Origin of the sequence: Peribacillus asahii, from assembly GCF_004006295.1 — a bacterium.
Classification (GTDB): domain Bacteria; phylum Bacillota; class Bacilli; order Bacillales; family DSM-1321; genus Peribacillus; species Peribacillus asahii_A.
The window spans coordinates 1,821,944-1,844,881 of record NZ_CP026095.1 but is presented as its reverse complement, the minus strand read 5'-3'; the positions used below and the strand labels follow the sequence as shown (position 1 = coordinate 1,844,881).

Below are 22,938 nucleotides of genomic sequence, written 5' to 3'. Positions count from 1 at the left end.
GTATTTCTCCAATAAAAAAACGGCAAACCTAAAATGTAGGTTTGCCGTTTTCCCAACTATAATTACGCTTGTAATTTTCCGCGTAATACCATTGGAAGAATACCACCGTGACGGTAGTAGTCGATTTCAACTTCAGAGTCGAAACGTACTAGTACTTCGAATTCTTTTACAGAACCATCTTTAGCAGTAGCTGTAACTTTTACTAGATCACGTGGTTTAACTGTTTCATCAACTTGAACAGCGATTGCTTCTTCACCAGTTAAGCCAAGTGTTTCAGCATTTTCTCCAGCTTTGAATTGAAGCGGAAGAACACCCATTAACACAAGGTTAGAACGGTGGATACGCTCGAAGCTTTCTGCGATAACTGTTTTAATGCCAAGAAGGTTTGTACCTTTAGCAGCCCAGTCACGAGAAGATCCCATACCGTAGTCTTTACCAGCTAAGATAGCAAGGCCAGTTCCGTCAGCTTTGTATTTCATACAAGCATCATAGATAGCCATTACATCGCCTGTTGGCCAGTAAGTAGTGAATCCACCTTCTGTACCTGGAGCGATTTGGTTACGGATACGGATGTTAGCGAATGTTCCGCGCATCATTACTTCGTGGTTACCACGACGAGATCCGTAAGAGTTGAAGTCGCGAATTGCAACACCATTTTCACGTAGGTAGATACCAGCTGGTGTATCTTTACCGATTGAACCTGCAGGAGAAATGTGGTCAGTTGTTACTGAGTCACCGAATTTACCAACTACGCGAAGACCGCTAAGTGGGTTAACTGTTCCTGGTTCAGCTGACATTCCTTCGAAGAATGGTGGGTTTTGAATGTACGTTGATTTTGTATCGAAAGTATAGATTTCGTCGTTGCTAGTTTCGATTTCGTTCCAACGTTGGTTATCCGTGAATACTGTTTCATATTCTTTACGGAATAATTCAGGAGTAACTGTTGCTTTAACAACTTCGTTAACTTCCTCGATTGATGGCCAGATGTCATTTAAGTATACATCGTTACCATCTTTGTCTTTACCTAAAGAATCTTTTTGTAGGTCGATATCTACAGTACCAGCAAGAGCGTAAGCTACAACTAGAGTTGGAGAAGCTAGGTAGTTACCTTTTACTAGTGGGTGAATACGTCCTTCAAAGTTACGGTTACCAGAAAGTACAGATGTGATTAATAGATCTGCTTCTGCAACAGCTGATTCGATTTCGTCCGCTAATGGACCTGAGTTACCGATACATGTTGTACATCCGTAACCAACTACGTTGAATCCTAATTGATCAAGGTATGGTTGTAGACCTGCATCACGAAGGTAACCTGTAACAACTTTAGAACCTGGTGCTAAAGAAGTTTTTACATAATCAGGAACAGTTAGGCCTTTTTCAACTGCTTTTTTCGCAATAAGACCTGCTCCAAGCATTACGTATGGGTTAGATGTATTTGTACAGCTAGTGATCGCAGCGATTGCAATAGCACCAGTTTTCATGTTTGTTTCTGTACCATCAGCAAATTTAACAGTGATTTCTTTATCCAATTCTTTCTCGCTTAAACCGAAACCTTGGTTACCCATTGGTGCATTGATTGCATCATGGAAAGATTGTTTCATTTGAGAAAGTGGAATCAAATCTTGTGGACGTTTTGGACCAGAAAGGTTTGGTTCAATGTCAGCAAGGTTGATTTCAACAACTTTAGTGTATGTTGGATCTTCTTTATCAGCTGTGTAGAATAATTCGTTGTTTTTGCAATATGCTTCAACAACTTTAATTTGTGTTTCATCACGGCCAGTTAAACGTAGGTAATCAAGTGCTTCATCGTCGATTGGGAAGAATCCGCAAGTTGCACCGTATTCAGGAGCCATGTTTGCAATTGTTGCACGGTCAGCAAGTGGTAGTAAACCTACACCAGGACCGAAGAACTCAACGAATTTACCTACAACGCCTTCTGCACGAAGAACTTGAGTTACTTTTAGTGCAAGGTCAGTTGCAGTTGTTCCTTGTGGAAGACGACCAGTTAATTTAACACCGATTACTTCTGGAACTGGGAAATATGAAGGTTGTCCAAGCATACCTGCTTCCGCTTCGATACCACCTACACCCCATCCAAGAACACCGATACCATTGATCATTGTTGTATGAGAGTCTGTACCGAATACTGAATCTGGGAATGCTTCAAATGTACCATCAACATTTTCGTTCGCGTGAACAACATTAGCAAGGTACTCAAGGTTAACTTGGTGAACGATACCAGTTGCTGGTGGAACCGCACGGTAGTTATTGAATGATTTTTGAGCCCAGCTTAAGAATTGGTAACGCTCAGTGTTACGTTCGAATTCAAGATCCATGTTAGCTGCAAGAGAGTCCGCTGTACCAGCTTTATCAACTTGTACAGAGTGGTCAATTACAAGATCAACTGGAATTTCTGGGTTGATTTTTTGTGGGTCTCCACCTACAGCAGCCATTGCTCCACGAAGAGATGCAAGGTCAACTACTGCTGGTACACCAGTGAAATCTTGTAGGATTACACGTGATGGTTTGAAAGGAACGTCGATTTCTTTTTGTTCGCTAGTTCCCCATTTTGCAAGGTTTTCAACGTGCTCTTTAGTAATTACTCGGCCATCTACTTGGCGAAGAACTGCTTCAAGAAGTACCTTGATTGAATAAGGTAATTTTGAAACTTGTCCTGCACCTGCTTGCTCAACAGCAGCAAGGCTGTAGTAGTTGTACTGTTTTCCTTCTACTTCAAAGGACTTACGTGCTTGATAAACATCATTTTTTGTCATCAGAATATTACCCCCTATTAAAACTCGCAGAAATTCTGCACAAAGAAGCAAAACGTGGTTTTTATTAAAACCATGTCTACACTACATATAAGTAAAAAAGCTAGTTTTATCGAAAACTCTGGTTTTTTCTCCCATCCTAACTTTTCCTTCGTTTCAATTTTAATATAAAAAATAGTATAAGTAAATAACAAGAAAGTTATTGTTTTTGATAAGTTTTTCTTATAAAAAAATGTATTTACTCTTAGATTTTCAGAAAGAATAGCTCTGTGTTGAGAATCATTTTCAACAACTCCCCTTACTTACATCCCATAATATTATACTAGGAAATCACCGCATACTTTAAACACTTTTTTTACATAAAAAATACTTAATATGGAAATCTATTATTGGAGGTGATTTTTATGTCGAAACAAAAAGCTGGTCATCCTGGGATGAACGGAACAGATGCTCAAAAAGGAGCTGCTTTTAATGCAGAACTTCCTGTCAACGAGCCTCTTACAGAAGCTCAAAAGCAAAATAATAAGAAACGGAAGAAGAATCAATAATCTATTTTAGATAAAGATCTTTCTTATGCATGAACAGCATAAGAAAGATCTTTATTATTGTTCTTCATTAACGGCTTGGATAATGCCTTGTAAATCTTTTTCAAATTGTTCTAATTGCACACGTTGGTGTTCAGAAGCTGTTGTCAAAGCGGTTTGAATTTGTTGATAGGCTTCATTCACCTCTTGCTTAACATGCTTTAGCTCACTTCCATACCCTGGACTGTTAGGCTCCATGCCTTGAAACGTATCTATTGCTTGTTTGTACTGATTTTGTGCTTCTTGAAAAGCACGTCGCTTATCATATTTATCTTGCACTTCACTTTCAACTCCTCACTTTAGTCTGCCTCCATAGCTTGTTACGCTTTTGGACAGAATATGTACAGAATAATTTTGTAAACACTGCTTATCTTAAAAAAAGGCACTGTTAAGCCACAGTTTCATACGAAAAATCGTATGAATCCATACTATTCATTCACTTAGCCTAAAAACAGGAGGGATTACGAATGACTAAAAAAGATGAGCAAAATAATAGTAATAAACAATCAGCGCGAAGAAATAATTCTGGACAACCCGCACCACTAAGCGGCTCCCATAAAGTAAAAAATCGAAACCATAGCCGTCAAAAACATAATAGTCATCATGATATGTAGTACAATGAAAAATTGCGGTGGCTACAACAGCCACTGCAATTTCATTCATTTTTCAAAAGGTGCTTCTAAATAACGTTTGTTCATTTGTGACTCAAAAATATTCCTTCACTTAACTTTTCAAAAATAAGTTTTTATCCCGTAACCTTTCTACAAACTCATGACATACAATAAAGTTAAAGGGTTTAAAAGGTGTTACGGGGGAATGAATATGCAAGAACCAGACAGCAAGAAACAACAGACAGAGGCCCAATTATTTGACGAATGGGTGAAGAAATTTTTTCTTGATCCTCATACTCAAATTTTAGATGCCGAAACATTTTTTATTGATATTTATGAAAGTGATGACGAATATTTTATTGAAGCAGCTTTAGAAAACTATAAAACAGAAGATCTTAGTGTGAGACTTCAACATGATGCACTTACCATTTCCGTGCACGATAAGTCTAGCTCAGCCAAACAAGGACACCCAAACATAATAGAACGGGTGATTCATTTCCCCTTTTCACTTTATCATCATCAAATACGTGCTGAGTATGCTTATTCACTATTAACTATTCGCATTCATAAATTTCATACTTGCCCTATACAAACAACTATTAAAATTGAATAGCTTCTAACTTGAGAAGCAAAATGCCGTTCGACTGCCTTTTTGAGTAGCCATTACTTCAAGCTGCGCATCAATTCTCTCCTTTAATTCTGGCACATGCGAAATAATTCCGACTAAGCGGCCGCTGCTTTGAATATCCATTAGTGCCTCAATGGCCTGATCTAAAGATTCCGGATCTAATGTCCCAAATCCTTCATCAATAAACATCGTTTCTAATGAGATTCCGCCTGCATGATTTTGAACAACATCTGCAAGCCCTAATGCAAGAGCAAGTGCTGCTTTAAAGCTTTCGCCACCTGACAATGTTTTCACATGACGTTCTTGACTTGTATATTGATCATATACGGATAGTTCTAACCCACTTTGAATATTTCTACGTGCCGGATCTAATTTACGTAACAATTGATAACGTCCGCTCGTCATTTTCAATAAACGTGTATTGGCCTCTTTTAAAATATCATCTAAAAAAGCTGCGAGTACATAGCGCTCAAACGTGATTCTAAATGGGTTTTGTCCTCTTGCCATTTCATATAAATGCCCGACGATACTATACCTTTCTTCCATTTCTTGTTGTTGCTCTTTCATTTCCATTAATGTTGCTTGAATCTGTTCGTTTTTTTGCTGCGCTATGGTTACTTCGTTTTGTTGATGGCGAAGCAATTCAAGTTCCTCATTAAGTCGTTTAAAAGTGGCTTGAAGACTAATTAAATCAGGGCGAGTAACTCCCATAAGTTTCAATTCAACATCATGATACAAACTCGTAATCGTTTGCCATTGCTGTTCGTACTGTTGAATTTCTTTTTCCATCCACTCTATTTCACTTTCAGTTCGTTTCGCAGCACCATACTCTTTGTAGGTGGCAAATCCTTGCTTTGTCATATCTGCACTAAATTTTGTTCGTTCCTCATCTAATTCTCGCTGTAAGGAGGTCACCTTTTTCTCTACTATTTCTTTTTTCGTACGAATAGCAGACTCCTGTTCCTTCGCTTTTTGTAAAGCCATTTGCGCATGCTCAAATGCTTCTTGCAATTTCTTTTGTGTGGCTATCGCTTCATTCAAGGTAAGTAAATAAGCTTGTTTTGTACGAATTTGTTCTGGAAGCGATTCTGTTAATCCTGTAAGCTTCGTTTTCTGTTCGATATAAGCCGTTTTAGCCTGATCCTCTATTTCTTTCCATTGTGTAAGACTTGCTTTTAGCTCCTGTACCTCTTCTTTTACTTGTAAGAGTTGTGCTTCTAAATGTTTTAGCGCTTGCTTCTTTTGAAGCAATTGAGTTAACTCTAAACGAAGTCTAGCAGCTTGTTCATGATAATCATGTTGATAAGAGGACAATTTATTACGCTCAAAAGTTGAAACAATTTCGATTAGTTCTTCTTCTTGTTCCTGAACCCGCTTTTGCAACGAATTAAATTGGGACTCTGCTTGAAAAAATTCACTCTCTTTTTTGCGTTTTTGCTCTTCCCTTTCTGTTAAACGTTGCTTTTGCTGCTTCATATCTGCTTCTGACGGCATTTCTTCAAGCAAATGGGCTGGGTTCGGATGATCCTCTGCACCACAAACTGGACAAGCATGCCCTGTTTGCAATGTTCTTGCTAATAAACCAGCCTGACTTGCTCTCCATTTTTCTTCAAGCTCCGCAAAACGCTGCTGCTCTTGAGCATGCAGCTCCATTTTATTCCTTAATTGCTGTAGTTGTTCATTTTTTTGTTGTTCTGCATTTTCCAGTGCAATTAGGCTGTCCGAGAGCTTATTTAACTTTGTTAACAATGCTTCATTCTTTTCCGCTTCCCGTTCTTTCTCAGCATAAAGCAATGTAGCTTGTTCAGCATCAGCTTTCGTTTGTAAAATTTGTTCAACTAATCGTTCTTTTTCCGCTAAAGTTTGCTCTGCTGCTTCTCGTTTTACAATACTTTGCTTCCACTTCTCTTCACTTTGTTGAACGTCTGTCTGAAGTTGAACAAATGAAAAAACAGACTCTTTTAGTTGCTGCAGCTGATGAACGGCACGCATCGCTTCTTCCCGTTCCCCTGCTTTTGAAAGCTCTGATTCATATACTTGTGCTAGTTGTTGATGTTGAACAGCTAGATGATCTGCTTGCACAGCTAACTTCTTTAGTTCTTCTTCATTATTTTGTTTTTCTCTACCGACACGCAAATAATACTGTTCCTGCTTCTCAAGCAGCGAAGCTTTCTGAGCTCTTTTCAAACTTTCTTTCCATTCTTCTATTTGAGTTCGCTTAGCTGCTAACTCTTCTTTCTCATGATGTCGCTTTTCCTTTTCAGCAAATAGTTGCAGTACTTGTTCAGCCTTTGTAATCTCTTGATGTAATAAATCCCGAGATTCTTGTTTCTCTTTTAGTTGACGGTTATATGCATCCCGCTGTTGGATGGAGGCTGTAATCTCGTCTGCTAATAAAGGAAGGATGAGCTGTTCATTCGGTTCAGCCGCCGCTATCGCTGTTTGCAATTCTTCATTATCAGAAACGATAATACTTTTTAACAAATCCATACGCGCTTGCAAATTTTTTTCACATTCTCTTTTTAAAGATAAGGCTTCTTCTTTCAGTTTCTCTTCAATTCGTTTATATTGTTCTGTATGAAATAACTTCTGAAGAATTTGTTCTTTCTCTTTACTCTCAGACGTTAATAGCTTTCGAAATTCCCCTTGTGGAATCATTAAGATTTGACGAAATTGATTAGCATCAATTCCGATAATGTGTTTAATGTTTTCATCTACTTCACGCACATTCGCTCCAAGTAATTTCTTATCACCATCTACAGATAATTCATAGAGCTCTGCTTTCGCCCCAATAGTCGTTGTGCCCTCTCCTGATTTCTTCTTTCGTTCTTGTTGCGGCGAGCGTTGGATAAAATAAGTTTTTCCACGTAGCCTAAATTCCAGTGACACACTTGTTATCATATGCTCTTCTGCAAATTGACTTCTTAAATCTGCACTATTTCGATCTTCACCACTCGCCTTTCCGTAAATCGCAAAACTAATCCCATCAAAAATGGTCGTTTTTCCAGCACCGGTTTTTCCAGAAATAACAAACATCGTGCGATTAGCAAGTTCAGTAAAATCAATCGTTTCACAATTGGCATATGGACCAAATGCCTGCATCGTTAATTTCAGCGGTTTCATTTTTCTCCCTCCTCTTGCTTCACCGAATCAATCACAGCAATCATGACATCTCGTTTCTTTTGATCGAATTCACGATTGGTCATTTCATTATAAAATGTTTCAAATAAATCTAGTTCCGATTTCCGTTCATCTTTAATAGAAGAAAAGGATTGCTTTCTTCGCAAATCCATAACATCCCATTTCCGCTCCAGGTGAAGCACATTAGGATACACTTGACGCAGTCTATTAATCGGATCTATCAAGGACCCTTCGTCTAATAGCGTAATTTTCAAGTAATCTTCTATTTGTTGATGTTGATAGAAGCTAGGGTCTAATAATTCTTCCATATACCCTGCGATTTCACGTACATCCCGCTTCGGTGTTAACGAACGATAGCGTAAATCAAAATCACCATTCTCCTTCATTTCAATAATTGACAACGACTTCTTCTGAGTCGCTTCTGAAAAAGAATATTTTAATAGTGAGCCTGAATAGTAAACCTTCGGATGGCGGATTGCATCAGGACTATGTAAATGTCCTAACGCTGTATAATCAAAGGCATCAAAAACATCAACGTGCACACACCCCGTCCCGCCAACTGATAGTACACGCTCTGAATCACTTTCCTTACCTCCTAATACGAAAGCATGACCGACTAACACATTCGCTTCATTTGGATTCAACGTTTCAGAAATCCGATCTGTAATTGCTTTCATTGCCTCTTGATGCGATTGAATATGAGGATCTCCGATAATTTGACGCACAACACCAGGTTCAGCATAAGGAACACTATAAAAATTCACACCATTAATCCGAGCAGGCTCAAAACTATTGACGATTCTCCCCTCTAAATAAAGCTGGCTTTGACGATACCAAGTCGAACCAAAAGATAGTCGTTCCGCCGAATCATGATTACCTGAGATGGCCACAATCGGTGTTTTCATTTCTACATTGATTTTATATAATGTTTGATCTAAAAGCTCCACTGCTTCGGTTGGTGGAACGGAGCGGTCATATAAATCACCGGCAATGACAACAGCATCCGGCTTTTCCTCTTCTACTACTTCTATAAACTGCTGCAGCGCAAATCGTTGGTCTTCCGTCATATGAACACCATGTACAACCTTTCCTAAATGCCAATCAGCGGTATGAATAAACTTCATCCCTCTCACGTCCTTTCTTTTTCTATTATTATAGCAAAATATCCATATTAAATTTAAAAGCGTACACACGTTCTTTTTTATTGTGTAATAAAAGACAAGCTCTTAAAGAACCTGTCCATTTTGTTGTTATGATTCAAACAAATGCTCATATAGGCTCATATTCACTTCCCGTTCAAGAAGTTTTTTCTTTAAAAACTTATGATCACGCTTCGGTGTTGCAATAATATATCCACGAATGATTAAATCCTCAGTAATTTCGTTCGCTTTCTCTTTCAATGCTAATTCACCAATTTTACCGGCAATTTTCTGACGAGCAACATCTCGAAATAATTCTGGAACAGGGTCAACTAAATCGTCTAATAACACTTTTTGATCGTGTGACCACAATTCCTTTGTTTGTTTCACGTAATATTCTTCCCAATCCATATCGGATTTTCCATCCTGCTTTGGTAACCGTTTTAAAAACTTTCGAAACATAAAGAAACCACCAATTCCCATTAGCAGCACTAACGTAAGGACCCAAAACAGAATAAACCATAGAAACCAACCTTCAAGCATGAATCTTCACCTCATATGTACAAGATTCTCTTAATTTATATTATAGATAACGTTCCTTTTTTTTACAACTTTATTTCAAAGATGTCATATTTCTGTTTAAAAAACAAAAAACACAATTCAACTTCTTAGTCGATTGTGTTTTTTGTTTATTTTAACACTAATGTAGCACTGTACTCTTTATCAAAAAAATTCTGATAATGCTCTGTACATAAATTACTTTCATTTTCTATTATTGCATGAGCTTCCTCATAAAAATAATACATATTACATTGCGTACAATAAGCGGCATCGTTTCGACATACACAGCATATTCCCTGCTCTATAATGGAATCAATATGTTGAAGATCTTGATAATTCTCATAGCTCTTTTGACATGATTCACAACAGTACACTTGCATCATATTTGTTCCCTCATTCTCCATAATAATATATTTAAGTTAATCACATTATAAAACAAAAGAACTATAAACCTTGATCATAAATCTTACATTTTTGTTAACAAAACCTTAACCAACTATTAATGAATTATTAATATTACTCTATATATAAATAATTGCTACATGCAACCTGAAAACGAAATTGCTCCTTTCCGATTCATAAGCAACAAAAAAAGCGAGCTACTATTGTGTAGTCTCACCTCTTTATTAACTATACTAAGCAATATGATTAATCAAGCCATTTTTCCGTTACCTAACTGCGACTCTTTTACTTTTTGATATTGGAAATACATTGCAATTCGCCAAGGAACAATCATTCCTAACGCGAGAATATAAAACATGCCAGCTAATACACCAAATTCTAGTGTATTTCCTAATATAATTTTAGCAACTAAGCGGATTAATAAAAGAGCAACCAAAATAAATACAAACGCTTTCGATCTCTGCATATAAATTTGATTGTCTCTCACTTCAAACTTGGATGTTTTAATTAATAAAATCGAAAATAACAGCCCTACTGTAAATGCTTCTATAAATTCATAACTGGTTATGCGAAACATCGGAAAAATAAACATTAAAGCCCCCGTACTCATAAATAGAGGCGGCAAAATAATCTTCTTCACATTCACGGGTCTTTCGGTTTCAGTCATCCTGAACTTATATACAGTAATCCCCATAATAATAGCAATTACCGCGGATATATAAATCACCATCGATCATTCCTTTAACTAAATTAGGTAACATTATATTACGAATAAAAGTATATATTACCTAATTCAGATAAGCAAGAAGACACACCTTAACTGAGAGTACGGTTTATAGCCTCAATCACTCGCCCCTCATCAAAAGGTTTCACAATAAAATCCTTGGCACCTGCTTCAATCGCTTCGACGACCATTTTCTGTTGCCCCATTGCAGAACACATGATCACTTTAGCTGTAGGAAATTCCTGTTTAATTCCTTTTACCGCATCTAACCCGCTCATAACCGGCATGGTAATATCCATTGTTACAAGGTCTGGATTTAAGTCTCGATATAGCTCAATCGCTTCCTGTCCATTTTCAGCTTCACCAACTACTTGATGATTAGCTTTTTTCAATATGTTAGAAAGGGTCATCCTCATAAACTTTGCATCATCTACTACTAATATTTTTGCCATGATTATTCCTCCTCATTTCATACAACGAAGCACTATCTTATTCTATATCTATACAAAAACTAGAAAGTATCTTTAGAATATAAGACTTAAGTCCTTTAATCAAGATATATTATGTTACAATTTGTTTAAAATTCCCATTAAAACCCTGTAAATCCTCCAAATAGACTAGATAAAACACTAATAATCTTGGTCATCCAATCAAAAAATAACACCACTCCCATTACAATCATTAAGTATCCACCGGCTTTTATCATGCTAGAACTATACTTTTTAATCCAGGACAATTTTCCAATAAAGAAGGATAGCATGAAAAACGGAATCGCAAAGCCTAAAATATAAGCAATCATATAATACATCGCAGAAGTCGGTTGAGATATCCCCATAGATATAACGGCACCAAGAATAGGTCCTGTGCAAGGTGTCCATCCTGCTGCAAACGCGAGACCAATAATCATAGAACCAAAATAACCAGTAGGTCGATTTTTAAATTCAATCCTCTTATCTTTCATTAAAAATTGTGGCTGAAACACTCCTAAAATAATTAAACCAAAAAGGATAATAAGAATGGCCCCAATTTGACGAATCAAATCAGAATAATCATAAAAAAAGGTCCCTAAAAAAGAGGTACTAAAACCAAGGGCAATAAATACAAGAGAAAAGCCTAATAAAAAGAAAAGCGTATGTAAGAAACTTCTTCTTTGGAGCATAACCGGTTCTGCTTTAATATCTCCTACACTCATCCCTGTTATATAAGAAAGAAAAGCTGGATATAATGGTAAACAACATGGTGAAATAAAACTCAGTACCCCTGCTCCAAAAGCTAAAAAGATATTCAAATCATCCAATACTTTCACCCCTAGATAAAAAGTATATGTCCATTGTAACAAAGCATTTCATAAAAATACATTTATTGGTTTCCAATTATACTCTTACGAAATATGATGAGGCATCTATAATAAGGAAGAAACTCGGCTTATCTTTGATTTGTTGTACGAATACTCCAACCTTCGTGAAATTAAAGGGAATCATGTAGTAAAGAAATAAAAAATTGTATGAGTAAAAACGCTGATTAAGTACATAATAAGAAACATCGAGCAATGATTACATTATTGCTTTATTATCTGCAAGCGTGTAGCTCAACTGGCTAGAGCGACTTGTTCACTTTATGCGATAGTGAATAATGTATTTTGCAGGTTCGAATCCTGCCACGCTTGACCTATTTTTAACTTTTAAGAATAATGAAAATTCTAATGAAAATTCCCTGTTTATCTCCCCTTCTTAACACCGCCTTTCTCTGTGAAAAGCTCCCGCTTCCCTGACAACCCATCAAAATTGATTTACTTTTTCTCTCTTTCATACTTTGACGCAGTCCTGTTATCTTCTTTTAATAAAAATAAGTTGTTATGTAACTATATAGAAAGGAAAATGCAAAGATAAATTGATAGACTTATAAGAAAAGCTTGTTGCTTAGTATACATAATGAAGTTGACTAAAGGGAGATGAACCATGGAGGCGCATGTAAAGAAGTCTTTAGAAGAGTGGAAAACAGAAATTTGTGAGTTATTACATGGAATAGATAAAGAGTATGAAGAAGTAAAACGTGAGCTTCAGGTTTATTCCTATAAATTCAGCATTACTAAACAGGTTGTACAATCTACAGTCAATGATGAGATTATCCGCAATATCCGTGAACTTTATCATAAACCGTTTGAACAAAGATTTAACCAGTTGAAAGAAGAAATAAGAGACCTGGAAGAAAAGAAAAAAGTGTTTCAAATGTTTGTAGATAAAATTGATAAAGTAAAAGATAAAGAGGAAGTAAAACCATATACATCTGCTCAATAATCCGAAGGTAAGCAGTGCAATAAAAAGTGAAGTTTATAGAACGGATAATAGATTAGCCTCCCTTTAGAACATGTTTCCTAAAGGGAGGCTTTTACATATAAAACCCATTTGAATTTAATGTTTTACAACTGTAGTAGTTGCCTTTGAACTAGTATTCCCCGCCTTATCCTTTGCAGTAATAGAAAGTATAGTTCCCTTTTTCTGTGCTTTTATCTTAACAGAGTAATTTCCGTTTGAACTAGCCTTGGCAGACCCAAGTTTCTTACTTCCTACTTTTACAGTCACAGTTGATGATGCTTCTGCTTTACCTTTTACAACTTTATCATTATCATCAACTTTTTTAACAGTTGGCTTAGATGGCTTAACATTGTCTATAAATATAGTTCCGATCGCATATAAGTCCTCTTCTGTATTATCGTCAATATAATACTCGTTATCTAGATCGAAAACACCCACATAGTATGTACCTGCTTTAGCTTGATAAGCTCGTACTTCAACACCATCCTCATACTCATTTCCTAAATATTCCAGCTTACTATTCTCAACAAAATCTTTTTGCGTTGCAAGAAATCCTAGATTAATAGCATATGAGTCAGTTACTCCTCCTACTAGTAAAAGTCCACTCCTAGGCATGACAACTTTATAAACATCTATATCACCAAAAGGAAGTAATTGACCGAACGTTGTTTTTTCAAATGATATTCTATTTGCTGAATCAAAATCGTCATTATACTCTTCTTCAATAGTATAATTATCATCACTGGAAGCACGACTCACAGTACCTATTTTATTGGAACTTTTTGCAGAGCCTTTTATTTCTACTTGGAGTTGATTCAATGTAGCCGAATCCACTAAACCTTTTGGAAGTGGCTTTTCTACTTGGCGTTCAATAGCTTTCCTTGCCAACTCGAACTCATTTCCTTCTGCCTTAACAGTGCCTACCGATAATGATAAAGCTAATACACCTATAGCTACTAATGACAAAATACCTCTATTGCGCATATTCTTCCCCCTACATTTGTTATGACGAACTATACACTATATTTATACTAATACATAAGAACTATCTTTACCATATTTTCACATAAAACAATTTAAAAATCCATCATCTAAGCCGAATCATCTTCCTTCTCAACTCTCCTATAAAATCTAGCAGTCTCTTACTAAAGCAGCTATAAACCTAGGAAGTATCGCTGCATTTATTCACAAATCAACCTTAATATAATTCAAGGAAGGCTAATTCAAAAAATCTGTTACCACACTATTAGAAGCTAACTAGAACATGTTGAAAGCCTTTTAAGACAACAAAAAGCGGGATACAAGTGTTGTTCCCCGCCTCGTACTTACCATATTACTTCTTTTTAAATTGATCAATGGACTTGAAGCAACCGCTTGATCAAGTAATACCTTTTCTTTTCTTTTCTTTGTAAAAATTTTTAATTGCTTCAACTTTTAACGTCTATTTATCATCATCTTGTCTATAAAGTTTTTCGCTTGGTAATGGTATAAATATTCATCTACAACACCCTCTAGCAACATGAAAAAACCACTCTTCTTTGGTTTAGTTTCCAATAGAAAAAGTGGTTTCGAATTAATAAATGAAAGATAAAGCAAAAATAAACAAGATTCATGATGATGGATTCAGTCTTTGTCCTTTTTCACGAACTGTTCATCCTATTTTATCAATTAAAGAATGCTAAAAACCTTATGTAGCAAGGTTTTATTTACCTTGTTGTTTATTCATTGCTTGCATCATTTGATTAATTTTCTTTTGCGATGGTTTTTGTCCCATTTGCATCATCATCATTTTTAACATTTGTTCATTAATTGGCGGATTTTTCTTCAAATAGTCCATCATGTACTTACGAGCGATGAAAAATCCTAGAGCAATACCAGCAAGCAATGCTAGAAAGCCAACTAGAATGTATAACCACATACTATTTCCTCCTTCTTGTTGTCTAACATCAGTGTACTAGACCAAAGGTTATTATACAATATTCCCTGCCGAAAAGTCCTCTATTTAGACAAATTTTCTTTCCTTAATCGGCTTGAGCCAGCCAAAACGCTCATGATCGAAATCAATAGCCAAGAAGCTAGGCCCACATTTACGAATGCATTCAAAAAAGGCCGTTTCTGCTACATAATCTCCGCTCGATTGAATCTCCACAAAATCTCGATGAATCCATAATGTTGCACAACTCCTGCCATTATTCTTTTCTAAGTAATATCCCCCATTTTGATAGCAAAAATTCTGCTTCTTTTGCTGTTCAATCACTTTCTTCACTTGCTCATTTGGAATTATTTTCGTTACATATTCAATTTGCTTGTGTAAAATATCTCGTAAAGATCCCGTTGTCTGAACATATTCCAAAAATAAATTGAAAAGTGACCTTTCTCTTCCAAAATAAAGCTGAGCAACTTCCTCTTCTATTAAATAGACTCGATAGGTTCTCATTCAGCCAACGCCTCCTCACACTTAATTTTTAATAACACATCATAGAAAAATCATATTTTTATATCCATCTAAAAATAGATTTATTTACCATATTAAAATTCACTTCCATTATATAGGATACACCTAAAAAGATATGTTGTTTATTGAAAAAAAAAATCAGAACTTTTGTCGAAAGAAATCTAGTTAATCCAAAAAGCATTCTAAAACTTCACTTACTTTCATACTTTTTGACTATAAAAAAAAACTGACATCACAAAATGCGATGTCAGTTTGACTTCTATTATTGTTGAATTAACGTTTTAACTCGAGAAACGATATTTTCAACTGTAAAACCAAATTCCTTCATAATTCTTCCGCCTGGTGCAGATGCTCCGAAGTGATTAATTGCTAAAATATCACCTTCATCGCCTGTATAGCGGTCCCAACCAAACGGTGAAGCTACTTCTAACGCTAGACGCTTTTTAATAGAAGGATTTAAAACACTTTGTTTGTATTCTTTCGTTTGAGCTTCAAAACGATCCCAAGATGGCATGCTGACAACGGCAACATCAATACCTTCTGATGCTAAAGCTTGTTGTGCTTCCACAGCTAAGCTCACTTCTGAACCAGTTGCAAGTAATAATGCATCAGCTTCTTGTTTTGTCGCTGGAGACACGATGTAAGCCCCTTTAGATACACCTTCTAAAGCTAGTTCAGCTGTATTTTTCAACGTTGGCAGACCTTGACGAGTTAATACAAGAGCTGTCGGTTTATCTTCTGATTCAAGAGCTAGCTTCCATGCTGCCGCTGTTTCATTTCCATCAGCTGGACGAATCACACCTAGGTTTGGCATCGCACGTAAAGAAGCTAATTGTTCGATTGGTTCATGAGTAGGACCATCTTCTCCTACTGCAATACTATCGTGAGTAAACACGTATGTGACTGGAAGCTTCATTAAAGCAGCTAGACGAATTGCTGGACGTAAGTAATCCGAGAATACGAAGAATGTTCCTCCAAATACTTTCACACCGCCATGTAACGCCATTCCATTTAAAGCAGCACCCATTGCGAATTCACGGACACCGAACCAGATATTACGACCGCTATATTCACCAGGGACAAGATCTGCTTCTCCTTTAATCGTCGTGTTGTTAGAACCAGCCAAGTCAGCTGAACCGCCGATAAAGCTTGGCACGTTTTTCGCAATTGCATTCAACACTTCACCACTTGATGCACGTGTTGCTAATGATTTACCTTCCTCATATACAGGAATGTTTTGATCCCAACCTGTAGGCAGCTCACCTTTAATAGCAACTTCTAATTGACTAGCAAGTTCTGGGTATGCTTCTTTATAATTTGCAAATAAGTCTGTCCACGCTTGCTCTTTTTGACTTCCTGCTTGTACACATGCTTCTGTAAAGTGGCTGTACACCTCATCAGGAACGTGGAAATCTTTTTCAAACGTCCATTTGTAAGCATCTTTTGTTAATTTTAATTCATCTGCACCTAGTGGAGCACCATGAACAGATGATTTACCAGAACGGTTTGGTGAACCATATCCAATGACTGTTTTCACTTCAATTAATGTCGGACGATTCTCATCCGCTTTCGCTTCTTCAATCGCTTTCGCAATTTCACCTAAATCATTGCCATCTTCGACACGTAAATACTGCCAACCATATGCATCGAAACGCTTCGCTACACTTTCACTAAATGATTTATCTAAATCACCATCTAATGAAATATCGTTTGAATCATATAACACGACTAAGCGACCTAATTTTAAGTGACCAGCTAGTGAAGCCGCTTCTGCTGAAACACCTTCCATTAAATCACCATCGCCGCAAATACTATATGTAAAATGGTCAACTACATTATAGCCATCTTGGTTATACGTTTCAGCTAAATGACGTTCTGCCATTGCCATCCCAACTGCCATCGCAATCCCTTGTCCAAGTGGACCTGTTGTCGCATCTACTCCAGCTGTATGACCGTATTCTGGATGTCCTGGTGTTTTACTTCCCCATTGACGGAAATTCTTTAAATCATCTAATGATAAATCATATCCAGATAAATGAAGTAAGCTATATAAAAGCATAGAACCATGACCTGCTGAAAGTACAAAGCGGTCTCTGTTAAACCAGTTTGGATTTTTTGGGTTATGGTTCATAAATTGAGTCCATAATGTATACGCCATTGGCGCTGCTCCCATTGGCATACCAGGATGACCTGAATTAGCTTTTTCAATTGCATCAATCGACAATGTTCGAATCGTATTGATGGCTAATGCATCGATTTTTTCTGACATTTTTAAAACTTCCTTTCCTTATATGTACTTCTTTATATTATAGTGACATTCCCAATATAACAACTAAAATCATGAGAACTTTACATAAAAAAAGAATACAACTAGTATGTATTCTTTTTTCTCTTTCACTTAATGTAACCTTCTTTTTGCTTTAATATCTTTAATTTTTTGTGGAGTTACGTCTTTTCCTTCTGGATCAATAACAGTCATATGCTCCAACGTATTAGACATAGATTGTCGAAACGTCTCTAAATATTCGCTCCGGAGCTTCGTTTGCTCCTTTGCCTCTTCCATTGTTAAGCCGACTTCTTTAGATTTTTTAGATAACTCATTAATACGAGCTAATTTTTCTTTTGATAGCATGCTCTCGCTCCTTCTATATATAACAGATACTCACATCGTATTAAAAAAGAAGCAAAATTACAAGTTCTCTGATTCATTGTCCTCACTTGTTTGCGCGTATTCAAGAAAACGCCGATGAACGGTTGCTTTTGACACGTTATAGCCAAATCCTCTTAATGTTGCAGCAATATCAGCAAAAGTAAGTCCATTGACCCGCAATCGAACAATCTCTTCAATCGGCACTTCTTTACGATCTCTTCCACCAGCCTGCCCTCGATTTGAAAGGTTTTTTTGCGGACGATACCCATTCTCCACCGCTCGAATCATACCACGCTTAATTTTTAAATTATGTAGTTTTCTTTGATACTCTTCTACAATGCTTACGATTTGAATGACCATAGCATCTGCATCTGACAATTCCATTTCACCATCATGTGTTAACGTATAAATCTTAATACCTTCCTTTAAAATCAGATGAAAAAGAGCGATTTTTGCATTTCCTCTGCCTAATCTTGTCTCATCTTGAATAAGTAAAGTATCTGCTTCTTGGTTTTTAAACCATTCTAGCATTTGAAAAATGCCATCACGATTCAGCTCATATCCACTAGCTTGCTCTTTCACAATATGAACAACTTCTATATTTAGTTTGTTGGCTAACTTGATAAGCTCTTCTTCTTGTCTAGTTAAAGAGGTTGTTTGAGATTCTTTTTCCGTACTGACTCGACAATAAATGACTGCTTTCATAACTTACCTACCTTTATTCAGCACTTGCCATACTTTGAATATGCTCATCCTGAGTAACAGGGATGATGATTGTTTCACCTGGCTGCAAAGCATCTGCACGTACTTCATTATATTCTTCTATCCAATCAATGAATTCCGCTTTTGTCAAATGACTTTCTTCATACCGATTAGCAATGCTCCATAATGTATCGCCTTCCTCTATGAGAATGGACTGGAAATGTGCTGAAGAGTCTTCCTGAATTGTAAGTGAGAATAAGATTGATAAAAGAAACACAGCACCTGCTACCACGATAGTATAAAAATACTTTTTATAAAAAGCCTTCAATGAAAACCCCTCCGCCACGAATGTTTGTTCTGTTAATTCGAATTATAAAGCGAACAAACATTCCTGTCAATATTTAATCTAGAACTTATGTTTGTACCCTATAACACATCATGGTATACTATAGAAAAAAGATGAGGAGAAGAGGTGTTTCAAATGACAAAGCTATCCAAACGTCAACAAGATATTCTTAATTTTATAAAAGAAGAAGTCCAAAAAAAGGGATATCCACCATCTGTAAGAGAAATCGGCGAAGCAGTTGGTCTTGCTTCTAGTTCAACCGTGCACGGACATTTATCACGCTTAGAAAGTAAAGGATTAATTAGACGTGATGCTACAAAACCACGAGCTATTGAAATCCTTGATCTAGATAAAGACAGTCAAATCCCACAAAGCAACGTTATTAATGTTCCACTTCTTGGAAAGGTTACAGCTGGCCTGCCTATTACCGCAATCGAAAATATTGAAGAATATTTTCCTCTGCCAGCGAATATGGCTCCTCATGATGAACAAGTATTTATGTTAGAAATTATGGGTGAAAGCATGATTGAAGCAGGTATTCTTGACGGAGATTATGTGATTGTTAAACAGCAAAAAACAGCTAATAATGGGGATATTGTCGTAGCCATGACAGAGGAAAATGAAGCTACGGTAAAGCGATTTTTTAAAGAGGAAAGCTACATCCGATTGCAACCTGAGAATTCCACTATGGAACCAATTCTTTTACATGATGTAACTATTCTCGGAAAAGTCATTGGATTATATCGTCATATTCAATAAAAGCGCAACTCGCGCTTTTTTTTATTTTAACCCTTTTTTCTCTAATTCTTCCTTTTGAATTCTTGCTTTTTTCGTCAACACATATGTGTTTTTATATACCGCATACATATTAACAACCAATGTGATAAATGCTGATAGCAGCCAAATAAATGCACTAATACTGTCCTCAGTAAACCAGTCCAATTTAATTCCAATCGTACTTAGGAAAAATAATAAAGCTGATAAAAAACCGGCCAGTAACGTTAAGAGGTCTTTAACCATTACATTCTCCCCTTAAATAAGCGATGTCAGATTAGCAATGATATCATACTTGTCCATTTTTAAAGTACGTCATCAACTCACCTCTTCTGCATCATTATTTTATGCACATTATGGAAGAAAGGTGATACAATCCCTAGCACTATTTTCCATCATCTCTCTATAATTATATAAACCCGAATGGATTTTCTGACATGATCCCATCTATTCGAAGCCAAAAATCAACAGAGAAACATTCTTATATCTACTTAGCAAGTTGAAGATATATTAGGATACTCACGCAAACACACCTTCTCAGCACTAGGTTCTCCAGAAATGCACTATAGAAAAACAGACCACAAAGTTCTAATCGTATGGATTTATAAAAGTAAAGCTTATTTATTCGTTACTTTAGGTGTTTGTCTGTCTTCTTTTATCATTGGAGGATTCTTTATTAATCACGCGTTTACCCTTGTACCTTTAGCAATCTCCTTAGTATATGCAATAAGCGTATTACAAGCTTTGAGGGAAATTAACAACAATTAATTACTTATAGTTTACTAACACGGCTTTAGCTAAGGTTATTATTAAATAGGCTTTGTTAAAATCGTATAAATCAACAATATTCATTAACAAAGCCCTTAAATAAAAGAATTAACGAGACGCTCCATATAATATAGCCTTTCTAAAGCAGACCCCTTTCTTATTAACTACATCTGTATTGCCCAACTTATCTATCGCTCGATGATGTTGAGCTGTTACGCATTGTTATTCTGCTTTAATTAAATTCCCCTACATGATATTTGTTCAATAAGCGCTCTTTAACATATTGCCTGCATTCAGGAGATAATAAAGACCTTTCAGGATGAATGATGTCTCCAAAAGGCTTATCATCCAAAAATTTAACTTCTCCTTCAAATTCTCTCTCTAAAATGGCATCATAACCCTTTATTTTCACAAAAGTAGTGTTAAATCCCGTTGTGACAAAATCTACTATATGTAAAACATGCTGACGTTTTTCAGACATTGTGTATACACTCCTCCATTTAATACATAATTACATCAAAATCTATTGAAGAGCATATGTCAATATATTTGATAAAAGATAAAGAAACGCTAACGCTTAAAGCTTCAACAGTTCGAATAATACAGGCCTCTATGTAGAAATACATCGATAACCCCCATTAACATAACACGAATCATTTACAAACATATAATTGGTAATGAAGATTATCATCATTCCATACAAATTTAAAAAAGTATAAAAAAAGACACCTCATTTAGGTGTTTTTCGTCATTGAATCTAATTATTGACAGACTTCTAAGCCTCTTACAAATCTGTTGTTTGCTCAAGCAGTTGATCAATATCTACTCTTTCTTGATTTACAAAACAAGTCTCACCGACTGCATTACCTGTATCCTCCAATAATTTATCAATGTCTATTTGTTCCATATAAAAAACTCCTTGAGGATATTTCCTAAAAAAAGACGGCCAGTACTAAAAAGAAACTGACCGTTTATGAAAAAAAAGAAAGCAATTAAAGTAATAACATTATTACTCTACTTATTATAAATTTTTTATCGATTTTTGCGACAAGTAAATTACGTCATAATATCAATAATTTCACAATACTTAAAAGACACGTGTGAGCCTTAGTACAAAAAGTTAACCTCTTTTCTTAGCTAGTCCTAATATTCCCTCTGTGCTTTCTCTCTCATTTTATAGAGCCAAGCAAATAAGTCCAAAATTGGCCTGCTGTCAGCAATATCATTTAACAAATCTGCCTTTATTCGCCATCCTTCTTCCTTATCACGACAATCCTATGTTTGATTTTCTGTACATACTCTTTTACTTAATAGGCAAAACAAAAGAGCGAGCACTTAATAAATTAAATGTTCACTCTTTTCATCCCTCAAAACATTCATTTTACGGTTGATGGCTATTTTGATATGCCGTTGCAATAGCTTGCGCCTGTTGAAATTCTTGTTGTGCCTGTTGAACATCTTGTTGTTCTTTTTTAAGTTGTTGCTGTGCTTGCTGTAAGTGCTGATTTTCAGTTTGTACCAATTGCTGCGCTTGAAGTAATTGCTGACTTTCTAGTTGTAACTTTTGATAAGCCTTTTGAACATCTTGCTGCAATTGTTCCAATTGTTGTTGTTCCTGAAGAGTAGAAGGTTGAATACTTTGTAATTGTTGATGCGCTTGTTGGACAGCTTGTTGTGCTTGTTGCATTTGCTGTTCGCTTGTGCTAGATTGCGCTTGTTTCACAGCTTGTTGAACAGATTGAGCCACTTCTGGCAATAACAACTGTTGATTTAGTTGTGTCATAAAACAAAAGCCTCCAATAATTATTATTTATTACTTAAAATGCTCTTTCATTATCGTACTCATAATAGCTGTTTCTATGCTATAACTCAGTTCAAGCGCATCAATATAATCTCATACCTTTAGTGCACAACTAATAAAAGATTCTTGCTTATCCTATACATCACTCGTATAAAAATGAGCATAAAAGGCAGCAACTTTGTCTACCTTTTTCTTCTGTTTTTGTCGATGTTTTTTATCAAACTAAAATAAGACTTTAAAAATAAAAAGACCGCCCAAAAGGGCAGCTTTTCATGTTTAACAGTATGCACCATATCCATGGGCTGGGGCAGCATATCCGCCACCAAATCCACCGCAGAAACTAGCTCCTACGATAATTAAGAGAATAAACAATACAACTAAAAAGGCAAATCCACCACCAAATCCACAGCCTCTGTCAAATCCATCACAACAATCGTCTCTACGAACACCAGACATACGATCACTCCTTATTTGTTTTAAGGAGGTACTTAAATGGGTTAATTTATTCTATGTTCCATATAGGTTAATGACACAATTTATTTTACTTCCGCTCCCACAAACATAAT

At 36.1% G+C, this 22,938-nt stretch carries 27 protein-coding genes and 1 tRNA gene; 7 read left to right on the top strand and 21 right to left on the bottom strand.

Going from position 1 to position 22,938, the window contains the following annotated elements:
• Nucleotides 1-62 precede the first annotated feature (62 nt).
• Entirely contained in the window at nucleotides 63-2,774 is a 2,712-nt protein-coding gene (gene acnA / locus BAOM_RS08965; RefSeq protein ID WP_127759978.1) for an aconitate hydratase AcnA, read from the bottom strand.
• 401 nt (nucleotides 2,775-3,175) lie between these two features.
• On the opposite strand from acnA, the gene sspO reads away from it, so the two are divergent.
• A complete protein-coding gene (sspO, locus tag BAOM_RS08960; protein ID WP_119118377.1) occupies nucleotides 3,176-3,319 on the top strand; it encodes a small acid-soluble spore protein SspO in 144 nt (47 codons plus the stop codon).
• Nucleotides 3,320-3,373: 54 nt separating this feature from the next.
• Here sspO and BAOM_RS08955 read toward each other — a convergent pair whose 3' ends face one another.
• The gene (locus BAOM_RS08955) at nucleotides 3,374-3,634 is read right to left on the bottom strand and encodes a hypothetical protein (protein ID WP_127759977.1); all 261 of its coding nucleotides are present in this window, start codon (nucleotides 3,632-3,634) and stop codon (nucleotides 3,374-3,376) included.
• Nucleotides 3,635-3,822: 188 nt separating this feature from the next.
• On the opposite strand from BAOM_RS08955, the gene BAOM_RS08950 reads away from it, so the two are divergent.
• Both BAOM_RS08950 and BAOM_RS08945 read left to right on the top strand, forming a co-directional pair.
• Complete coding sequence (locus BAOM_RS08950; protein ID WP_127759976.1) at nucleotides 3,823-3,969, top strand: small acid-soluble spore protein P; 147 nt, start codon at nucleotides 3,823-3,825, stop codon at nucleotides 3,967-3,969.
• 202 nt (nucleotides 3,970-4,171) lie between these two features.
• A complete protein-coding gene (locus BAOM_RS08945) occupies nucleotides 4,172-4,579 on the top strand; it encodes an Hsp20/alpha crystallin family protein (protein WP_164853170.1) in 408 nt (135 codons plus the stop codon).
• A 3-nt stretch (nucleotides 4,580-4,582) separates the two neighbouring features.
• Here the strand turns inward: BAOM_RS08945 and BAOM_RS08940 are convergent, their stop codons facing one another.
• From BAOM_RS08940 to BAOM_RS08910, 7 genes are all read right to left on the bottom strand, one after another.
• A complete protein-coding gene (locus BAOM_RS08940) occupies nucleotides 4,583-7,717 on the bottom strand; it encodes an AAA family ATPase (RefSeq protein ID WP_127759974.1) in 3,135 nt (1,044 codons plus the stop codon).
• The gene (locus tag BAOM_RS08935) at nucleotides 7,714-8,859 is read right to left on the bottom strand and encodes an exonuclease SbcCD subunit D (RefSeq protein ID WP_127759973.1); all 1,146 of its coding nucleotides are present in this window, start codon (nucleotides 8,857-8,859) and stop codon (nucleotides 7,714-7,716) included. Before BAOM_RS08935 ends, BAOM_RS08940 begins: the two co-directional genes overlap by 4 nt.
• Nucleotides 8,860-8,985: 126 nt before the next feature.
• Nucleotides 8,986-9,417, bottom strand: coding sequence for a DUF2621 family protein (locus BAOM_RS08930; protein WP_127759972.1), 432 nt, complete (start codon nucleotides 9,415-9,417; stop codon nucleotides 8,986-8,988).
• Between the two features lie 146 nt (nucleotides 9,418-9,563).
• A complete protein-coding gene (locus BAOM_RS08925; protein ID WP_127759971.1) occupies nucleotides 9,564-9,818 on the bottom strand; it encodes a hypothetical protein in 255 nt (84 codons plus the stop codon).
• A 269-nt stretch (nucleotides 9,819-10,087) separates the two neighbouring features.
• The gene (locus tag BAOM_RS08920) at nucleotides 10,088-10,567 is read right to left on the bottom strand and encodes a CcdC family protein (RefSeq protein WP_127759970.1); all 480 of its coding nucleotides are present in this window, start codon (nucleotides 10,565-10,567) and stop codon (nucleotides 10,088-10,090) included.
• 86 nt (nucleotides 10,568-10,653) lie between these two features.
• A complete protein-coding gene (locus BAOM_RS08915; protein WP_127759969.1) occupies nucleotides 10,654-11,013 on the bottom strand; it encodes a response regulator in 360 nt (119 codons plus the stop codon).
• 137 nt (nucleotides 11,014-11,150) lie between these two features.
• On the bottom strand, nucleotides 11,151-11,858 hold the full coding sequence (locus BAOM_RS08910) for a cytochrome c biogenesis protein CcdA (RefSeq protein ID WP_127759968.1): 708 nt from the start codon (nucleotides 11,856-11,858) through the stop codon (nucleotides 11,151-11,153).
• 280 nt (nucleotides 11,859-12,138) lie between these two features.
• Between BAOM_RS08910 and BAOM_RS08905 the strand changes: the two genes are divergently transcribed.
• Both BAOM_RS08905 and BAOM_RS08900 read left to right on the top strand, forming a co-directional pair.
• A tRNA-OTHER gene (locus tag BAOM_RS08905) sits at nucleotides 12,139-12,227 on the top strand.
• Between the two features lie 292 nt (nucleotides 12,228-12,519).
• Nucleotides 12,520-12,858, top strand: coding sequence for a hypothetical protein (locus BAOM_RS08900; RefSeq protein WP_127759967.1), 339 nt, complete (start codon nucleotides 12,520-12,522; stop codon nucleotides 12,856-12,858).
• Between the two features lie 114 nt (nucleotides 12,859-12,972).
• On the opposite strand, the gene BAOM_RS08895 is transcribed toward BAOM_RS08900, so the two are convergent.
• From BAOM_RS08895 to yneA, 7 genes are all read right to left on the bottom strand, one after another.
• Nucleotides 12,973-13,860: an Ig-like domain-containing protein gene (locus tag BAOM_RS08895; protein ID WP_127759966.1), complete on the bottom strand. Its 888-nt coding sequence runs from the start codon at nucleotides 13,858-13,860 to the stop codon at nucleotides 12,973-12,975.
• A 718-nt stretch (nucleotides 13,861-14,578) separates the two neighbouring features.
• Nucleotides 14,579-14,794 (bottom strand): YneF family protein, encoded by a 216-nt coding sequence (locus BAOM_RS08890; RefSeq protein WP_127759965.1) that lies wholly within the window; start codon nucleotides 14,792-14,794, stop codon nucleotides 14,579-14,581.
• An 84-nt stretch (nucleotides 14,795-14,878) separates the two neighbouring features.
• The gene (gene sirA, locus BAOM_RS08885; protein WP_127759964.1) at nucleotides 14,879-15,313 is read right to left on the bottom strand and encodes a sporulation inhibitor of replication protein SirA; all 435 of its coding nucleotides are present in this window, start codon (nucleotides 15,311-15,313) and stop codon (nucleotides 14,879-14,881) included.
• A 280-nt stretch (nucleotides 15,314-15,593) separates the two neighbouring features.
• Nucleotides 15,594-17,600, bottom strand: coding sequence for a transketolase (gene tkt, locus BAOM_RS08880; protein WP_127759963.1), 2,007 nt, complete (start codon nucleotides 17,598-17,600; stop codon nucleotides 15,594-15,596).
• A 129-nt stretch (nucleotides 17,601-17,729) separates the two neighbouring features.
• Nucleotides 17,730-17,963, bottom strand: coding sequence for a DUF896 domain-containing protein (locus tag BAOM_RS08875; protein ID WP_119116317.1), 234 nt, complete (start codon nucleotides 17,961-17,963; stop codon nucleotides 17,730-17,732).
• Between the two features lie 57 nt (nucleotides 17,964-18,020).
• Complete coding sequence (locus tag BAOM_RS08870) at nucleotides 18,021-18,686, bottom strand: YneB family resolvase-like protein (protein WP_127759962.1); 666 nt, start codon at nucleotides 18,684-18,686, stop codon at nucleotides 18,021-18,023.
• Nucleotides 18,687-18,699: 13 nt separating this feature from the next.
• Nucleotides 18,700-19,011, bottom strand: coding sequence for a cell division suppressor protein YneA (yneA, locus tag BAOM_RS08865; RefSeq protein ID WP_164853169.1), 312 nt, complete (start codon nucleotides 19,009-19,011; stop codon nucleotides 18,700-18,702).
• A gap of 153 nt (nucleotides 19,012-19,164) precedes the next feature.
• Between yneA and lexA the strand changes: the two genes are divergently transcribed.
• Nucleotides 19,165-19,788, top strand: a complete 624-nt coding sequence (gene lexA / locus BAOM_RS08860; protein WP_127759960.1) for a transcriptional repressor LexA — start codon at nucleotides 19,165-19,167, stop codon at nucleotides 19,786-19,788.
• Between the two features lie 21 nt (nucleotides 19,789-19,809).
• On the opposite strand, the gene BAOM_RS08855 is transcribed toward lexA, so the two are convergent.
• Complete coding sequence (locus tag BAOM_RS08855; protein ID WP_127759959.1) at nucleotides 19,810-20,049, bottom strand: phage holin; 240 nt, start codon at nucleotides 20,047-20,049, stop codon at nucleotides 19,810-19,812.
• A gap of 312 nt (nucleotides 20,050-20,361) precedes the next feature.
• Between BAOM_RS08855 and BAOM_RS25470 the strand changes: the two genes are divergently transcribed.
• A complete protein-coding gene (locus tag BAOM_RS25470; protein ID WP_127759958.1) occupies nucleotides 20,362-20,571 on the top strand; it encodes a DUF7010 family protein in 210 nt (69 codons plus the stop codon).
• 232 nt (nucleotides 20,572-20,803) lie between these two features.
• On the opposite strand, the gene BAOM_RS08845 is transcribed toward BAOM_RS25470, so the two are convergent.
• From BAOM_RS08845 to BAOM_RS25350, 4 genes are all read right to left on the bottom strand, one after another.
• The gene (locus tag BAOM_RS08845; protein WP_127759957.1) at nucleotides 20,804-21,052 is read right to left on the bottom strand and encodes a hypothetical protein; all 249 of its coding nucleotides are present in this window, start codon (nucleotides 21,050-21,052) and stop codon (nucleotides 20,804-20,806) included.
• 303 nt (nucleotides 21,053-21,355) lie between these two features.
• The gene (locus tag BAOM_RS24920; protein ID WP_257467677.1) at nucleotides 21,356-21,478 is read right to left on the bottom strand and encodes a hypothetical protein; all 123 of its coding nucleotides are present in this window, start codon (nucleotides 21,476-21,478) and stop codon (nucleotides 21,356-21,358) included.
• A 474-nt stretch (nucleotides 21,479-21,952) separates the two neighbouring features.
• A complete protein-coding gene (locus tag BAOM_RS08840) occupies nucleotides 21,953-22,354 on the bottom strand; it encodes a hypothetical protein (RefSeq protein WP_127759956.1) in 402 nt (133 codons plus the stop codon).
• 294 nt (nucleotides 22,355-22,648) lie between these two features.
• Entirely contained in the window at nucleotides 22,649-22,828 is a 180-nt protein-coding gene (locus BAOM_RS25350; protein WP_127759955.1) for a YjcZ family sporulation protein, read from the bottom strand.
• Nucleotides 22,829-22,938: the final 110 nt, after the last annotated feature.

Bases quoted from the DNA above. Each gene is read 5' to 3' on its own strand.
- acnA (WP_127759978.1), bottom strand. From the start codon at position 2,774: ATGACAAAAAATGATGTTTATCAAGCACGTAAGTCCTTTGAAGTAGAA.
- sspO (WP_119118377.1), top strand. From the start codon at position 3,176: ATGTCGAAACAAAAAGCTGGTCATCCTGGGATGAACGGAACAGATGCT.
- BAOM_RS08950 (WP_127759976.1), top strand. From the start codon at position 3,823: ATGACTAAAAAAGATGAGCAAAATAATAGTAATAAACAATCAGCGCGA.
- BAOM_RS08945 (WP_164853170.1), top strand. From the start codon at position 4,172: ATGAATATGCAAGAACCAGACAGCAAGAAACAACAGACAGAGGCCCAA.
- BAOM_RS08940 (WP_127759974.1), bottom strand. From the start codon at position 7,717: ATGAAACCGCTGAAATTAACGATGCAGGCATTTGGTCCATATGCCAAT.
- BAOM_RS08935 (WP_127759973.1), bottom strand. From the start codon at position 8,859: ATGAAGTTTATTCATACCGCTGATTGGCATTTAGGAAAGGTTGTACAT.
- BAOM_RS08930 (WP_127759972.1), bottom strand. From the start codon at position 9,417: ATGCTTGAAGGTTGGTTTCTATGGTTTATTCTGTTTTGGGTCCTTACG.
- BAOM_RS08925 (WP_127759971.1), bottom strand. From the start codon at position 9,818: ATGATGCAAGTGTACTGTTGTGAATCATGTCAAAAGAGCTATGAGAAT.
- BAOM_RS08920 (WP_127759970.1), bottom strand. From the start codon at position 10,567: ATGGTGATTTATATATCCGCGGTAATTGCTATTATTATGGGGATTACT.
- BAOM_RS08915 (WP_127759969.1), bottom strand. From the start codon at position 11,013: ATGGCAAAAATATTAGTAGTAGATGATGCAAAGTTTATGAGGATGACC.
- BAOM_RS08900 (WP_127759967.1), top strand. From the start codon at position 12,520: ATGGAGGCGCATGTAAAGAAGTCTTTAGAAGAGTGGAAAACAGAAATT.
- BAOM_RS08895 (WP_127759966.1), bottom strand. From the start codon at position 13,860: ATGCGCAATAGAGGTATTTTGTCATTAGTAGCTATAGGTGTATTAGCT.
- BAOM_RS08890 (WP_127759965.1), bottom strand. From the start codon at position 14,794: ATGTGGTTATACATTCTAGTTGGCTTTCTAGCATTGCTTGCTGGTATT.
- sirA (WP_127759964.1), bottom strand. From the start codon at position 15,313: ATGAGAACCTATCGAGTCTATTTAATAGAAGAGGAAGTTGCTCAGCTT.
- tkt (WP_127759963.1), bottom strand. From the start codon at position 17,600: ATGTCAGAAAAAATCGATGCATTAGCCATCAATACGATTCGAACATTG.
- BAOM_RS08875 (WP_119116317.1), bottom strand. From the start codon at position 17,963: ATGCTATCAAAAGAAAAATTAGCTCGTATTAATGAGTTATCTAAAAAA.
- BAOM_RS08870 (WP_127759962.1), bottom strand. From the start codon at position 18,686: ATGAAAGCAGTCATTTATTGTCGAGTCAGTACGGAAAAAGAATCTCAA.
- lexA (WP_127759960.1), top strand. From the start codon at position 19,165: ATGACAAAGCTATCCAAACGTCAACAAGATATTCTTAATTTTATAAAA.
- BAOM_RS08855 (WP_127759959.1), bottom strand. From the start codon at position 20,049: ATGGTTAAAGACCTCTTAACGTTACTGGCCGGTTTTTTATCAGCTTTA.
- BAOM_RS25470 (WP_127759958.1), top strand. From the start codon at position 20,362: ATGCACTATAGAAAAACAGACCACAAAGTTCTAATCGTATGGATTTAT.
- BAOM_RS08845 (WP_127759957.1), bottom strand. From the start codon at position 21,052: ATGTCTGAAAAACGTCAGCATGTTTTACATATAGTAGATTTTGTCACA.
- BAOM_RS24920 (WP_257467677.1), bottom strand. From the start codon at position 21,478: ATGGAACAAATAGACATTGATAAATTATTGGAGGATACAGGTAATGCA.
- BAOM_RS08840 (WP_127759956.1), bottom strand. From the start codon at position 22,354: ATGACACAACTAAATCAACAGTTGTTATTGCCAGAAGTGGCTCAATCT.
- BAOM_RS25350 (WP_127759955.1), bottom strand. From the start codon at position 22,828: ATGTCTGGTGTTCGTAGAGACGATTGTTGTGATGGATTTGACAGAGGC.